This window comes from Serratia sp. CY27727 (assembly GCF_052169275.1).
Taxonomy (GTDB): Bacteria; Pseudomonadota; Gammaproteobacteria; order Enterobacterales; family Enterobacteriaceae; genus Serratia; species Serratia sarumanii.
Genome location: NZ_JBJNLB010000002.1, coordinates 472663 through 486296 on the forward strand (window position 1 = coordinate 472663; position 13634 = coordinate 486296).

At 62.2% G+C, this 13634-nt stretch carries 13 protein-coding genes, 2 tRNA genes and 1 pseudogene; 8 read left to right on the forward strand and 8 right to left on the reverse strand.

Features of this window, described 5'->3' with window-relative positions; all coding sequences use genetic code 11:
• The first annotated feature begins 96 nt into the window (after window positions 1-96).
• From ACJ8HB_RS07070 to gap, 4 genes are all read left to right on the forward strand, one after another.
• Window positions 97-1119, forward strand: coding sequence for an LLM class flavin-dependent oxidoreductase (locus ACJ8HB_RS07070; RefSeq protein WP_033635151.1), 1023 nt, complete (start codon window positions 97-99; stop codon window positions 1117-1119).
• A 13-nt stretch (window positions 1120-1132) separates the two neighbouring features.
• Window positions 1133-1867 (forward strand): SDR family NAD(P)-dependent oxidoreductase, encoded by a 735-nt coding sequence (locus tag ACJ8HB_RS07075; RefSeq protein ID WP_033647899.1) that lies wholly within the window; start codon window positions 1133-1135, stop codon window positions 1865-1867.
• Window positions 1868-1993: 126 nt separating this feature from the next.
• On the forward strand, window positions 1994-2968 hold the full coding sequence (locus ACJ8HB_RS07080) for a GlxA family transcriptional regulator (protein ID WP_047571444.1): 975 nt from the start codon (window positions 1994-1996) through the stop codon (window positions 2966-2968).
• A 76-nt stretch (window positions 2969-3044) separates the two neighbouring features.
• On the forward strand, window positions 3045-4055 hold the full coding sequence (gene gap, locus ACJ8HB_RS07085) for a type I glyceraldehyde-3-phosphate dehydrogenase (protein ID WP_047571446.1): 1011 nt from the start codon (window positions 3045-3047) through the stop codon (window positions 4053-4055).
• A gap of 54 nt (window positions 4056-4109) precedes the next feature.
• On the opposite strand, the gene ACJ8HB_RS07090 is transcribed toward gap, so the two are convergent.
• Together ACJ8HB_RS07090 and mtfA are read right to left on the reverse strand one after the other, a co-directional pair.
• Window positions 4110-4185, reverse strand: a tRNA-Asn gene (locus tag ACJ8HB_RS07090).
• Between the two features lie 99 nt (window positions 4186-4284).
• Window positions 4285-5085 (reverse strand): DgsA anti-repressor MtfA, encoded by an 801-nt coding sequence (gene mtfA / locus ACJ8HB_RS07095; RefSeq protein WP_033635147.1) that lies wholly within the window; start codon window positions 5083-5085, stop codon window positions 4285-4287.
• A gap of 92 nt (window positions 5086-5177) precedes the next feature.
• Here mtfA and ACJ8HB_RS07100 point away from each other — a divergent pair.
• Window positions 5178-5267 (forward strand) — tRNA-Ser (locus ACJ8HB_RS07100).
• A 135-nt stretch (window positions 5268-5402) separates the two neighbouring features.
• Here the strand turns inward: ACJ8HB_RS07100 and ACJ8HB_RS07105 are convergent.
• Window positions 5403-5902, reverse strand: a pseudogene (locus ACJ8HB_RS07105) (sugar phosphate isomerase/epimerase family protein); the annotation flags it as partial.
• A gap of 228 nt (window positions 5903-6130) precedes the next feature.
• On the opposite strand from ACJ8HB_RS07105, the gene pcaH reads away from it, so the two are divergent.
• From pcaH to ACJ8HB_RS07120, 3 genes are read left to right on the forward strand one after another with little or no spacing between them, the layout of a single operon-like run.
• Window positions 6131-6868: a protocatechuate 3,4-dioxygenase subunit beta gene (gene pcaH / locus ACJ8HB_RS07110; protein ID WP_033647894.1), complete on the forward strand. Its 738-nt coding sequence runs from the start codon at window positions 6131-6133 to the stop codon at window positions 6866-6868.
• The gene (gene pcaG / locus ACJ8HB_RS07115; RefSeq protein ID WP_047571450.1) at window positions 6868-7488 is read left to right on the forward strand and encodes a protocatechuate 3,4-dioxygenase subunit alpha; all 621 of its coding nucleotides are present in this window, start codon (window positions 6868-6870) and stop codon (window positions 7486-7488) included. Before pcaH ends, pcaG begins: the two co-directional genes overlap by 1 nt.
• A gap of 58 nt (window positions 7489-7546) precedes the next feature.
• Window positions 7547-8479 carry a LysR substrate-binding domain-containing protein gene (locus ACJ8HB_RS07120; protein WP_033635142.1) on the forward strand — a complete coding sequence of 311 codons (933 nt, stop codon included), beginning with the start codon at window positions 7547-7549 and terminating at the stop codon, window positions 8477-8479.
• A gap of 9 nt (window positions 8480-8488) precedes the next feature.
• Here the strand turns inward: ACJ8HB_RS07120 and pcaDC are convergent, their stop codons facing one another.
• Genes pcaDC through ACJ8HB_RS07145 form a run of 5 tightly spaced genes read right to left on the reverse strand, consistent with a single transcriptional unit; the run spans window position 8489 to window position 13553 of the window.
• The gene (gene pcaDC, locus ACJ8HB_RS07125) at window positions 8489-9643 is read right to left on the reverse strand and encodes a bifunctional 3-oxoadipate enol-lactonase/4-carboxymuconolactone decarboxylase PcaDC (RefSeq protein ID WP_047571452.1); all 1155 of its coding nucleotides are present in this window, start codon (window positions 9641-9643) and stop codon (window positions 8489-8491) included.
• Window positions 9640-10983, reverse strand: a complete 1344-nt coding sequence (locus tag ACJ8HB_RS07130) for a 3-carboxy-cis,cis-muconate cycloisomerase (RefSeq protein ID WP_047571453.1) — start codon at window positions 10981-10983, stop codon at window positions 9640-9642. Before ACJ8HB_RS07130 ends, pcaDC begins: the two co-directional genes overlap by 4 nt.
• 3 nt (window positions 10984-10986) lie before the next feature.
• Window positions 10987-12189: a 3-oxoadipyl-CoA thiolase gene (pcaF, locus tag ACJ8HB_RS07135; RefSeq protein ID WP_047571455.1), complete on the reverse strand. Its 1203-nt coding sequence runs from the start codon at window positions 12187-12189 to the stop codon at window positions 10987-10989.
• A 10-nt stretch (window positions 12190-12199) separates the two neighbouring features.
• Window positions 12200-12853 carry a 3-oxoacid CoA-transferase subunit B gene (locus ACJ8HB_RS07140; protein WP_047571456.1) on the reverse strand — a complete coding sequence of 218 codons (654 nt, stop codon included), beginning with the start codon at window positions 12851-12853 and terminating at the stop codon, window positions 12200-12202.
• Between the two features lie 10 nt (window positions 12854-12863).
• Window positions 12864-13553: a 3-oxoacid CoA-transferase subunit A gene (locus ACJ8HB_RS07145; RefSeq protein WP_033647888.1), complete on the reverse strand. Its 690-nt coding sequence runs from the start codon at window positions 13551-13553 to the stop codon at window positions 12864-12866.
• Window positions 13554-13634 lie beyond the last annotated feature (81 nt).

The window sequence follows — 13634 nt, forward strand, 5'->3', positions numbered from 1 at the left end:
CGGTTCGTTTAGTGCGATCGGGGGCGATTTTGCTGGCGCAGGGCGCGCGGTTTTTGTCACTGTAGGCCGATGATTTGCCTTTGAGGATGATGCCCGATGAAAAAGATTGGTTTTCTCTCGTTTGGCCACTGGTCGCCTTCCGCCCAGTCCGGCACCCGTTCCGCGGCGGATGCGCTGCTGCAGTCCATCGATCTGGCGGTCGCCGCCGAAGATCTGGGGGCGGACGGCGCCTATTTTCGCGTACACCACTTCGCACGCCAGCTGGGGTCGCCGTTCCCGCTGCTGGCCGCCATCGGCGCCAAAACCCAACGCATCGAGATCGGCACCGGCGTGATCGACATGCGTTATGAAAATCCGCTGTACATGGTGGAAGACGCCGGCGCGGCGGATCTGATCGCCGGCGGGCGGCTACAGCTCGGCATCAGCCGCGGCTCGCCGGAGCAGGTGATCGACGGCTGGCGCTATTTCGGCTATGCCCCGGCCGACGGCGAGAGCGACGCGGACATGGCTCGCCGCCACACCGAAGTGTTCCTGGAAGCGCTGCGCGGTGAAGGGTTCGCCGAGCCCAATCCACAGCCGATGTTCCCGAATCCGCCCGGGCTGCTGCGGCCGGAGCCGTTTTCCGCCGGGCTGCGCGACCGCATCTGGTGGGGCGCCGGTTCGAACGCCACCGCCGTCTGGGCGGCGAAGCTGGGCATGAACCTGCAAAGCTCGACGCTCAAGAACGACGAGACCGGCGAACCCTTCCATATCCAGCAGGCCAAGCAGATCCGCGCCTACCGCGCCGCCTGGCAAGAGGCGGGCCATGCGCGCGAGCCGCGGGTTTCCGTCAGCCGCAGCATCTTCGCGCTGGTGGATCAGCGGGATCGCAACTACTTCGGCGGCGGCGGCAAGGAGGGCGATCAACTGGGGTATATCGACGCGCAGACCCGGGCGATCTTCGGCCGCAGCTATGCCGCCGAGCCGGACGAGCTGATCAAGCAGCTGGCGCAGGACGAGGCCATCGCCGAAGCGGATACGCTGCTGCTGACCGTGCCTAACCAGCTGGGCGTGGATTACAACGCCCACGTCATCGAATCGATTTTAACCCATGTCGCGCCGGCGCTCGGCTGGCGCTAAACGGAGGAGTGGCATGTCACGCATTTTCATTACCGGTTCGGTAGACGGGCTGGGCCGCGCCGCCGCGCAAACGCTGTTGGACGAAGGGCATCAGGTAATTCTGCATGCGCGTGAGCCCGGCCGTTTGGACGCGGTGCGCGATCTGCTGGATCGCGGCGCACAGGCGACGATCGGCGATCTGTCCGATGTGCAGCAGATCCGGCAGCTTGCCGAGCAGGTCAACCGCCTCGGCCGCCCGGACGCGGTGATCCACAACGCCGGTATGTTTACCGGGCCGCAGGTGATGCCGGTGAACGTCGTTGCGCCCTACCTGCTGACGGCCCTGATCGAACGCCCCAAGCGTATCGTCTATCTGAGCAGCAGCATGCACTTTGACGGCGTGGCGGAACTGAGCGGCGTGGACTGGCTCGGCGGCGCAGCCGGCTCCTATTCGGACAGCAAACTGTTCGTCACCGCGCTGGCCGCCGCCGTGGCGCGCCTGTGGCCTGACGTGATCAGCAGCGCGGTCGATCCCGGCTGGGTGCCGACCAAAATGGGCGGCGCGGATGCGCCAGACGATCTGGCGCTGGGGCATGTGACGCAGGCGTGGCTGGTGAGCAGCGATGAGCCGCAGGCTCTGGCGTCCGGCGGCTATTGGCACCATCAACAGCGCTTCGAACCTCACGCGGCGGTATACGACGAGGCGTTTCAAACGGCGCTGCTGGCGCAATTGGCGCGCGCCGGCGGGGTGAGCCTGCCGCAGGCTTGAGGACAGTGCTTTGTTGGCCCGTCGGCGCTTGCCGGCGGGCTTTTTTATGCACGCAGGGTGAACCGGCGAGGCTTTTCTTATACAGTGGCTGTCTGACCTGTTTTGCTTGTTCTTCCTATTATCGCCATGCATACATTCCTGATTATCGTCCCTGAAGGGGGCATGCTGTTCGAAGCAGCGGGCATCGCCGATATCCTGATGCAGGCTAACCGTCTGAGCCCTGCCGAGGCGCCGCTGTATCAGATCGCGGTCGCCACCACGCAATCCCATCGGGTGGTACACGGCCTGTCCGGGCTGAGCCTGTTGGCCGACCACCGCCTGGCGGATCTCGATCCGGCCCTGCCGCGCGATACCGTCATTGTCGCCGGCAAGGGGGCGACTGAAGAAGAGGGCGCCCTGGTGGCGGATTGGCTGCGCCGCGCGGCGCCGCAGGCGCGCCGTATCGCTTCCGTTTGCGGCGGGGCTCTGCTGCTGGCCGAAGCCGGGTTGCTGGACGGGCGGCGGGCGACTACCCACTGGCGGCTGGCGGAAACGTTGCAAGCACGCTTCCCGCGGGTGCAGGTCGAAAACGGCCCGATCTACGTGCAGGACGGGCCGATCTGGACCTCCGGCGGCGTCAGTTCCGGCTTCGATCTGACGCTGGCGCTGGTGGAGGACGATTACGGCTTCGTGCAGGCGCGCGAAGTGGCGCAGGATCTGGTGATGTTTCTACGTCGCCCCGGCGGGCAGGCGCAGTTCAGCCGCTACCCGCTCAACCAGGCCAAATCGCCGGGCCCGATCCGCGACCTGCAGTGCTGGATCCTGGAAAACCTCGCCGACGATCTCAGCGTCGATCGGTTGGCCGAACGCGTGGCGATGAGCCCGCGCAACTTTACCCGCGTATTCACCCGCGAGACGGGCATTTCTCCCGCCAAATTCGTCGAAGAGGGGCGGTTGCATACCGCCAGACAGCGCCTCGAGCAGAGTACGGAGGGCATCGAACAGATCGCGCTGGCCACCGGCTTCGGCAACGGCCTTAACCTGCGGCGGGTGTTTGAGCGCAAACTGCAGCTGACCCCGAGCGAATACCGCGAACGCTTCCACGCGCGCAATTTGGCGTAAATTGATCGTTAAACGTCATTTACGCCGCCTCGGGGCAGGGCTAGATTGGAGGCAAAGCCCAAACGAGGAGAGCATCATGGTGAAAGTAGGCATTAACGGCTTCGGCAGGATCGGGCGCAACGTGCTGCGCGCGGCGCTGGGGCGCAGCGATTTTGAAGTGGTGGCGATCAACGATCTGACGGACAGCAAGACGCTGGCGCACCTGCTGAAATACGACACGCTTTCTGGCACGCTGGCGGCCAAAGTGGAAGCCGGCGACAACCAGCTGCTGCTGGACGGCCGGCCAATTCAGGTGTTTTCGCAGCGCGATCCCGCCGAGATCCCCTGGCGCAGCGTGGGCGTGGACGTGGTGATCGAAGCGACGGGCTTCTTTACCGATAAAGCCAAGGCGGAAGTGCACATCACGCACGGCGGCGCTAAGCGGGTGATTATCTCGGCGCCGGCCAAGAACGACGACATCACCATCGTCATGGGGGTTAACGACCAGCTCTACGATCCGGCGCGGCATAAAGTGGTCAGCAACGGCAGCTGTACCACCAACGGGCTGGCGCCCGCCGCGCAGGTGTTGCATCAGGCGTTCGGCATCGAATACGGGCTGATGAACACCACCCACGCCTATACCAACAGCCAGGCGCTGCACGATCAGCCGGAAAAAGATCTGCGCGGCGCGCGGGCGGCGGCGGAGTCGATCGTGCCTTACTCCAGCGGCGCGGCCAAGGCGCTCGGCAAGGTGATCCCGGATCTCGACGGCAGGTTGACCGGTTACTCGCTGCGGGTGCCGGTGCCGGTCGTCTCGATCGTCGATCTGACGGTGACGCTGAAACGCCCGGCGACGGTGGAGGAGATCAACGCCGCTTTCCGCGCGGCGGCGGCGTCCGGCCCGCTGAAAGGGATCCTGGGGTACAGCGATGAACCGCTGGTGTCGAGCGACTATCGGGGCGACGCGCGCTCGTCGATCATCGACGGCCTGTCCACGCTGGTCATCGGCGGCAATCTGGTGAAGGTGCTCGCCTGGTATGACAACGAGTGGGGCTTCTCCAACCGCTTGGTCGATCTGGCGCTGCTGATGGAAAAACGCGGGCTGTAAACGCCCAACAGCAAAAAGCCCGCTTAAGTTTCCTTAAGCGGGCTTCTCTAAATATGGCTCCTCTGACTGGACTCGAACCAGTGACATACGGATTAACAGTCCGCCGTTCTACCGACTGAACTACAGAGGAATCGTGTGAACGGGGCGCATCATATCCAGCCGCCCCGGGTGTGTCAACGCTAAATTGCCCCAGGCGGCGCGACTGCTCGGTATCTGAGCAATATGCCCGTCAGTCAGCCCATTGCGCGTCGTTTTCCGCCTGGCCGCGCAGCAGGCGAGCCAGCGGATCCTGGCGGTAGAAGCGGCAAAAGTGCTGATACAGCGCCGGAAAGCGTTCTGCCAGCAGCTCGGGGGCGCTGAAAAAATACTCCGACAGCACGGCGAAGCACTCGGCCGCATCGGTGGCGGCGTAGGCGTCCATGCTGGCGGCCTCTTCGCCGACCATGTCGATCTCGTCCTGCAGGCTTTCCATTGCGGCGTGCAGGTCATGTTCCCAGGCGGCCACCTCGCGCAGCGGGATCGGCGGCACGCCGGTGGCGACGCCGCCGTTGCGCATATCCAGCTTGTGCACCGCTTCGTGGATCACCAGATTGAAACCGGAGAGATCGAAAGAGTCCTGCACGTCTTGCCAATTGAGCACGATCGGCCCCTGTTCCCAGCTCTGGCCGGACTGCACCACCGGCCCCGAGTGCACCAGGCCGATTTCGTCCTGCCATTCGTCTTCCACCACGAACGGGGTGGGGTAGAGCAGGATTTCGTTGAAGCCGTCGAGGCACTCCGCGCCGAGCTCCAGTACCGGCAGGGCGAACAGCAGGGCGATGCGCGCCTGCATTTGTGAGGTGAGCTGCAGCCCCTGCAGCGGCACGATGCGCTTTTGCTGCAAGATTTGCCCGGCGACGGCCACCAGCCGCTGCCGCTCCTGCTCATTCAGCGGCGACAGCAGCGGGATCGCCAGCGCGTCCTGCCACTGGGCCTCGATGTCTGCCTGGGATTGAGAGGGTTGAGTCGCTTTCCACGGCCATTTAATCATCAGGTTGCTCGTAAACTCATCACTTGAACGTTCAGCGGTATGCTAATGCTGTAAAAATGCCGCAAAAGCGGGCATGATAGCAAGCGTTGTCAGGAGAGATGCCGGAGCGGCTGAACGGACCAGTCTCGAAAACTGGAGTAGGGGCAACTCTACCGGGGGTTCAAATCCCCCTCTCTCCGCCACTATTCAATCACTTACGAATAAATCTTTCAACGATCCCCATCACAGTAAAACCACCGTTCTTATCGGCTGTCGTTCTTATTTCCCTGTCCCGCCCCTTTGCCGGCGTTATCAAACCGTCTTTTCGTCTTACCGTTTGTATCGAGAATGATCCCCAGCGCCGGATGGTCTACGGCCTTAACCCGCGCCCAGGCGTCGCGCCACAGGTTCACGTGACGTCCCCATGCCAGCGCTTCATAACCGACAGTAATATCATACTCGGCGGCCAACTCCGCCAACGCGCGCAAATCGCTCACTTGCGTGGCCATGTCTTCGCTGCTGTCGGGCGAGACATTACTGCAGAGCAGCATGCGCGAGCAGCCCAATTGCTGCATGACGTCGAACTTGCGCGCTGCGCGTGAAAGGTTCTGCGCCAGGCTTTCGCGCGGGCCGCCTTCGAGGTCCCGAAACGGCTGGAACAGCAAAATTTCCAGGCCCAGTTCGGCGCACAGATCACGAATTTGCGCCGGTGAACCGGGGTAATAGACCAGATCGTTATCGAAAATTTCGACGCCATCAAAGCCTGCGGCGGCGATATAGCCCGCAGTTTTTCCGGCAGCGAGCCCGATACCGAGACCGTCGCGATAGAACGTTTCATCATTGCCTCCAGTTAAGCGGTCATGGATGACCTGAAAGCGACCATTCAGTAGCGAGGCGGACCACCGACGGGAATTGAAACCTGTTATGACCAAATGAAATGTTTCGTCAATTCAGAACATTCCATGACTTTTGGTTATATAAAGCGATCGGTTTTCTCACTTTACTTTTACATATTGCGCTTCCTACACTCTGTCGACATGTACCCTCAAATAATAAGGATACCGGGATGAAAAGTGATTGGATGGCGCGAGAACTGGTGCATCGCGATTACAGCCATCACCCGCCTGCGCTGGCGCCGCTGTATAAAACCAGCGTGCTGCGATCGCCGCGCAATGCATTAATTTCATTGCAAAACTCGCTGTCTGAACTGACCGCACCCGTGTTCACGCCAACGGATATCGGCCCGATTGATCACGATCTGATTCTGAACTACGCCAAAGACGGCTTACCGATCGGCGAGCGGATCATCGTGCATGGATATGTGCGCGATGCCTTCGGGGCGCCGGTGCGCAACGCCCTGGTCGAGGTATGGCAGGCCAATGCGGGAGGGCGCTATCGTCACAAGAAGGATCAGTATCTGGCGCCTATCGATCCCAATTTTGGCGGCTGCGGCAGGATGCTGACCGACGACAACGGGTATTACTGTTTTCGCACCATCAAGCCGGGCCCGTACCCCTGGCGCAATCAGGTCAGCGACTGGCGTCCGGCGCATATTCACTTCTCGCTCTCCGGCGAGGCGTTCGCGCAGCGGTTGATCACGCAGATGTATTTCGAAGGCGATCCGTTGCTCGTTCGTTGCCCCATCTTGCAGTCAGTAGGCAGCGACGATGCGATGCGCACGCTGATTGCCGAGCTGGATATGCACGCCGCCGTGCCGCTGGACAGCCTGGCCTACCGCTTCGATCTGGTGCTGCGCGGCCATCGGGCCACGTGGTTTGAGAACCGTACACAGGGAGCCGCATGATGAAAAAGTATTTGTCTGAAACGGCCTCGCAAACCGCCGGCCCTTATGTGCACATCGGTTTGGCGCCGCATGCCGCCGGTTTTGACATTTTTGAGCGTAATTTCACCCATGTGTTGACGCAACCGGAAACGCGCGGGGAACGCATCGTGGTGGAAGGGCATGTCTATGACGGTACCGGCACGCCGGTGCGAGACGCGCTGGTTGAAGTCTGGCAGGCCAACGCCGCCGGGCGATATCAGCACCCCGCCGACGGCCAACGAGATAAACCCGACGACCCCGCTTTTCGCGGCTGGGGGCGAACCTGTTCGGATTTCACCAGCGGCCTGTGGCAATTTGAGACGGTCAAACCGGGCAGAGTGATGGGGCGCGATGGCCGGCTGATGGCGCCTCACCTCAATTTATGGATCGTGGCCCGCGGCATCAACATCGGGTTGAACACGCGTCTTTACTTCGCCGATGAACAGGCGGCGAACGCTGAAGATCCGGTGTTGAACCTCATTGAATGGGAGAAACGGCGCGGCACGTTATTGGCGCAAAGGCGGCAGCGCGGTGATCAGACGGTATACCATTTCGATATCTGGCTACAGGGCGAGAACGAGACCGTTTTTTTTGATATTTGACCTCCGTTCGCCCTGTGAATGAGCTTGCCGCGTTGGCGGCAAGTTAATACTATAAATCATGAACATGACTTCTCGCTTTAGCCAACGCATCCGCCTGCGTCATCTGCACGCCTTTGTCGCTACCGCGCAGCAGGGGACGCTGGTGCGCGCCGCACAGCAATTGGGCATCACGCAGCCCGCCCTCTCCAAAACGCTCAATGAACTGGAAAGCCTGGCCGGCGAGCGCCTGTTTTCGCGCAGCCGGCAGGGGGCAGAGCTGACCGCCGCCGGGGCGCGTTTCCTGCAGGATGCGGGGCGCGTTTTGGATGCGCTGAATGTGTTGGGGCGTACGGTCGCATCGGACAGCGAGGCGCTGCCGGCGCCGCTGCATATCGGGGCGCTGCCCACCACGCTGGTGAGTTTGGTCGCGCCGGTCGTGGTGGGGTTGCAGCAGCAATCGCCAGGTTGGCGCATGCAGGTTTCGACGCTGGCCAACGATGCGCTGATGATGGCGGTGAGATCCGGGCAATTAACCTTAGGGATAGGGCGTATGTCAGACCCCTCTCGCATGGAGGGGCTCAATTTCGAGCTGCTGTATCATGAAACGCTGCGGCTGGTGGTTTCCCCCCATCATCCGCTGCTGCATGCGGATGTCACGCTGGCGGAGGCCCTGAGTTGGCCATTGGTGCTCTCACCGCGTGGGACCGTACCGCGCCAGAATGCGGAAGCGCTCATTGTCAGCCACGGGCTGGCCGTGCCGGAAGGCTGCGTCGAGACCTTGTCGGTCACGCTGGCGCGCTGCCTGACGTTGCAGTATGGCTATGTTTGGCTGGTGCCTTACGGCGCGGTGCGCGACGATCTGTTCGGCAATCACCTGCGTGCGCTGCCGTTGCCTACTCAGGGAATGGCAGAACCGTTGGGCATCATTACCCGGCAAGAGGCGTTCACGCCCCCTGAGCAGCAGCGCCTGGTCGCAGCGCTGCGTCAGAGAGTACTGGATGTGCCGGTATAAACGGCTGTTCTATTCGACCGGCGGCTGCCCGGCATCGTGTTCGGCAAAGACGGATTGCGCCAAATGAAAGGCGGCGTTCGAGGCGGGCAGCCCGCAGTAAAGCGCCGCATGCATCAGGACTTCTTTGAGCTCTTCGCGCGTGACGCCGTTGTTGAAGGCGGCTCGTATATGCATTTTCAGTTCAGCTTCGCGATTCAAGGCGATCAACATTGCGATGGTGATCAGGCTGCGGGTATGGCGCGACAGACCCGGACGCGTCCACATTTCCCCCCAGGCGTAGCGAGTGATGAAATGTTGAAATTCCTCGTTGAACGGCGACAGCGCCGCGAGGGTATTATCGACATGTTCATCGCCCAATACGGCTCTGCGCACCGTCATGCCTTGCTGATAGCGTTGCCGCTGCGTGAGCTGTTCATCCAAAAAGGCCCGGAAAGTGCGATTGAATGCCCGCCAGGCCTCGACGCTGGAAAGGTGAGAGGCGGGCAAGATGACGCATTGAGCGCCGGGAATGCCCGCCACTAACGCTTTGGCATCATCGACGGTGGTTACCGCGTCGTCATGTCCGGCGATAATCAGCGTCGGCACGAGGATCCCTTCCAACTCGGCGCGTAAATCGGCGTTCGCCAATGCTTCGCAGCAAGCGGCATAGCTGTTGGGATCGCAGGCGGTAAGCTGTTGCAATAATGCTTGCACCCTGGCGGGGGCGGATTGGCAAAATGCCGGCGTGAACCAGCGTGATGCTGCGCCATCGCTGACGGCGGACATCCCCGACTGACGCACTTGCGCGGCGCGTTGTCGCCAATTCGCCGCCGTTCCAATTTTTGCTGCGCTATTGGCGATGGTCAACGTCAGCAAGCGCTCGGGATGAAAACGCGCCAGCCATAATCCCGTTAACCCCCCCATGGAGATACCGCAAAAATGGACGCGCTCAATCGCCAGAGCGTCCAGCAATGACAGCACCTGTCTGCCCAGCAGCGCCAGCGATCCGGGTTGTTCACCGGGCGGCGATGCGCCGTGGCCGGCAACGTCGTAGCGCAGAATGCGATAGTGGGAGATGAGCGCGTCGCGCTGCGGTTGCCACATTGCCAATGACGTCCCCAGCGAGTTGCTGAACAGAATGACCGGGGCGTTTTCGGGCCCTTCCAGGACATAATTCAACATCATTGCTCCTTTTCGGCCGATGCCAGAACTTGTTGAATGAAACGCTGTGCGCTGCCTGTGGCATTGGCCGGATCGAGCAACGTCTCCAGAGCTTCCCGGCTGAGTCGGGAAGAGACTTCCGCATCGGCGCACAGCAGGGTTAACAGGGATTGCTGCGTTGCCTGAGCCTGGCGGCAACATTGCGCGATATGCTGGTGCGCCTGCTGGCTGCCGAGAAGCGGGGCTAAGGCCAGGGAAACCGATTCAGCCATGATCTGCCCCTGCGTCAGCGCCAGATTGCGCCGCATCGCCGCTTCATGCACCTCCAGGCCGTTAACGAGGTCAAGGCTTTGCGCCATTGCCGCTCCGCTCAGCACCAGGAGCTGCGGCAGGCTTTGCCACTCGGCCTGCCAGCCTCCCAGCGCGCGTTCGTGCTCTTGCACCTGGCCGGCATACAATCCCGCCATCAGCGCAGGCAAGCGGTTAGCCGCGCTGAGGATGGCGGCGCAGAGTACCGGATTACGCTTATGCGGCATGGTGGAGGAGCCGCCGCGACCCGGAGCCGAAGGTTCGCTGATTTCAGCGACCTCGGTTTGCATCAACAGCGACATGTCACGCGCCAGCTTGCCGAGCGTGCCCGTGAGTCCGGCATACCAGCCGGCCAGTTCCAGCAACCGGTCGCGTTGGGTATGCCACGGCGTGGCGCTGCGCGGCAGCGCCAGCGCTTCCGCCAGCGCCTGCTCGACGCGTTCTCCCTGCTCGCCGAATGAGGCGAGCGTGCCGGCGGCACCGCCGAATTGCAGCGCCAGCACGCGTGGCCGCATTTCAGCCAGACGAACCCGAAAGCGCAGCAAGGCGTCCAGCGTGCCGGCCAACTTCAGCCCCAGCGTCGTGGGTAACGCGTGTTGCAGCCAGGTGCGGCCGACCATTAACGTTGCGCTATGGCGCCGACATTGCGCCGTCAGCGCCGCAATCAACTGATTGAGCAGCGTGTCGGTTTGGTTGAGCGCGCTGCGCAGTTGCAGCACCAGCCCGCTGTCAATCGCATCCTGACTGGTTGCCCCCCAGTGAACGAAGCGCGCCGCGTCCGGCGAGCGTTGAGCCACCAGCGCCGTCAACTGTTTGACGAGCGGAATCGCTAAGTTGCCCGCCAATCCGGCGGACTGCGCCAGCGCGGCGGCGTCGAGTTTTTCCGCCCGGCAGTGGCTGCGTATGATTTGAGCCGACTCGTCATCGATAATCCCTGCAGATGCCAGGGCTTGCGCCAGGCCGGCTTCGAAATCGAGCATGCCCTGTAGCAGGGCCGTATCGCTGAAGCAGGGCGTTAATGGCGACGTCATAAACATTGCGCTATAGAGTGACATTGGTTATATCCGTTCCAGAATCAAGGCGACGCCCTGCCCAACACCTACGCACATGGTGCACAGGGCAAAGCGCCCGCCGGTGCGACGCAGCTGATAAGCGGCGGTCATGGCCAGCCTGCCGCCGGATGCGCCCAGAGGATGGCCCAGCGCGATGGCGCCGCCGTTAGGGTTGACCTGTTCCGCATCATCCGGTAACCCCAGGGCGCGCGTCACGGCCAGCGCTTGGGCGGCAAAGGCTTCATTCAACTCGATGACGTCCATTTGCGCCAGGCTCAAACCGGTTTGCGCCAGTACCTTGCGGACCGCGGGAACCGGCCCGTAACCCATGATGCGCGGCTCTACGCCGCAGGCGGACATGGCGACCACCCGCGCCAGCGGGGCGAGTCCATACTGCACCGCCGCGCGTTCGCTGGCAATGAGCAGGGCGCTGGCCCCGTCGTTGATGCCCGAGGCGTTGCCGGCGGTGACGCTCCCCTCGGCGTGTACGACGCCTTTCAGTGCGGACAGCGCGGCCAAAGAGGTGCTGCGGGGATGTTCGTCGCGAACCAAGTTGAGCGGTTCGCCTTTGCGTTGCGGAATGCTGACGGCGATCAGTTCCTCATCAAACAGGCCCAGCTCCTGAGCGCGGGCGGTGCGTTGTTGGCTGCGCAATGCAAAGGCGTCTTGATCGGCGCGGCTGATGGCGAATTCGCGAGCCACATTTTCGGCGGTTTCAGGCATGGTTTCGACACCGAACTGAGCGCGCATTTGCGGGTTGATAAAGCGCCATCCCATCGTCGTATCTTCCATTTTCAGCGATCGGCTGAAGGCGCTGTCCGCTTTGCCGGTGACAAAGGGCGCGCGCGACATGCTTTCCACGCCGCCCGCGATGATGACCTCCGCTTCGCCGCATTTAATGGCGCGCGCCGCCATACCTACCGCGTCCAATCCCGAACCGCACAGGCGATTGAGGGTAGTGCCCGGCACGGAGTGCGGCAATCCGGCCAGCAGCAGCGCCATTCGCGCCACGTTGCGGTTGTCTTCACCGGCCTGGTTGGCGCACCCCAGAATAACGTCATCAATGGCCTGGGGATCCAGCTGCGGCAGCCTGGCAAGCAGCGCCTTCAGGGGCAGAGCGGCCAAATCGTCGGCGCGCAGCGCGGATAATGCGCCGCCGTAACGGCCAAAGGGCGTACGAACGGCATCGCAGATTAAAGCCTGTTGCATGGCGATTTCCTCAAGCGGGGATCAGGTCAGATTGCAGTAAACGTATCGGGGTTAACGCTTGCAGCGCGTCAAAGGTGAGCCCCGGACACAGCTCCAGCACCCGCGGGCCGTCCGGGGTGATATCAATGATTGCCATATCCGAATAGATGCGGCTGACGCAGGCCAACCCGGTCAACGGGTAGCTGCACTGTTCCACCAGCTTGCATTCGCCGGTCTTGGTCAGGTAGTCCATCATCACATAGACTTTGCGCGCGCCGATGGCCAGATCCATGGCGCCGCCCACTGCCGGGATCGCGTCTTCGGCGCCGGTGCTCCAGTTGGCCAGATCGCCGGCAGCCGAGACCTGATACGCCCCCATCACGCAGATATCGAGATGGCCGCCGCGCATCATGGTAAAAGAGTCGGCGTGATGGAAATAACTGCCGCCGGGCAGCAAGGTCACCAGCTCTTTGCCGGCGTTGATGAGTTCCGGATCTTCTTCGCCCGGCGCGGGTGACGGCCCCATGCCGAGCAGGCCGTTTTCGCTGTGCAGAATCACTTCTTTGTCGGCGGGCAGGTAGTTAGCGATGCGGGTCGGCAGCCCTATTCCGAGGTTGACGTAGGCGCCTTCCGGAATATCGCGCGCCACCCGTTGGGCTAATTGGTCGCGGGTTAATTTTTGCATGTTCTACTCCTCAGGCAGAGAGGGAAAAGGTCGCGGGGCGCGCCACCGCCACCAGGCGTTGGACGAAGATGCCCGGCGTTATCACGTTTTCCGGATCCAGTGCGCCCAACGGCACCAATTCAGCGACCTGCGCTATCGTCGTGGCGGCGGCCATCGCCATCACCGGGCCAAAATTACGCGCCGCTTTGCGGTAAACCAGATTGCCCCAGCGGTCACCCCGATGGGCCTTTATCAAGGCGAAATCCGCCTTTAAGGGCGTTTCAAACACGTAATGACGCCCGTCGATTTCACGCGTTTCTTTGCCTTGCGCCAGCGGCGTGCCAAAGGCGGTTGGGGTGAAAATGCCGCCCAACCCGCTGCCGGCGGCCTGCATGCGGGCCGCCAGGTTGCCCTGCGGCACCAGTTCCAGTTCGATCGCGCCGCGGCGATAAAGATCGTCGAAGACCCACGAATCGGCCTGGCGCGGGAAGGAGCAAATCATCTTTCGCACACAGCCGGTCTTGAGCAGCGCCGCGAGGCCGCTGTCGCCGTTGCCGGCGTTATTGCTGATTACCGTCAGCTCGCGGGCACCGCGTTCAATCAGCGCATCGATCAGTTCCAGCGGCTGTCCCGCGGGGCCAAAGCCGCCAATCATGATGCTCGCGCCGTCCGGAATGATGGACACGGCATCTTCCAGGGTGGCCACACTTTTATCGATCATCTGTTGTTCCTTTTGTTCGATGCCCGCCGGGGGAGTGTCTATCGTCAATGGGAAAAGTAGATCGTCCCTTTCAGGCAAACA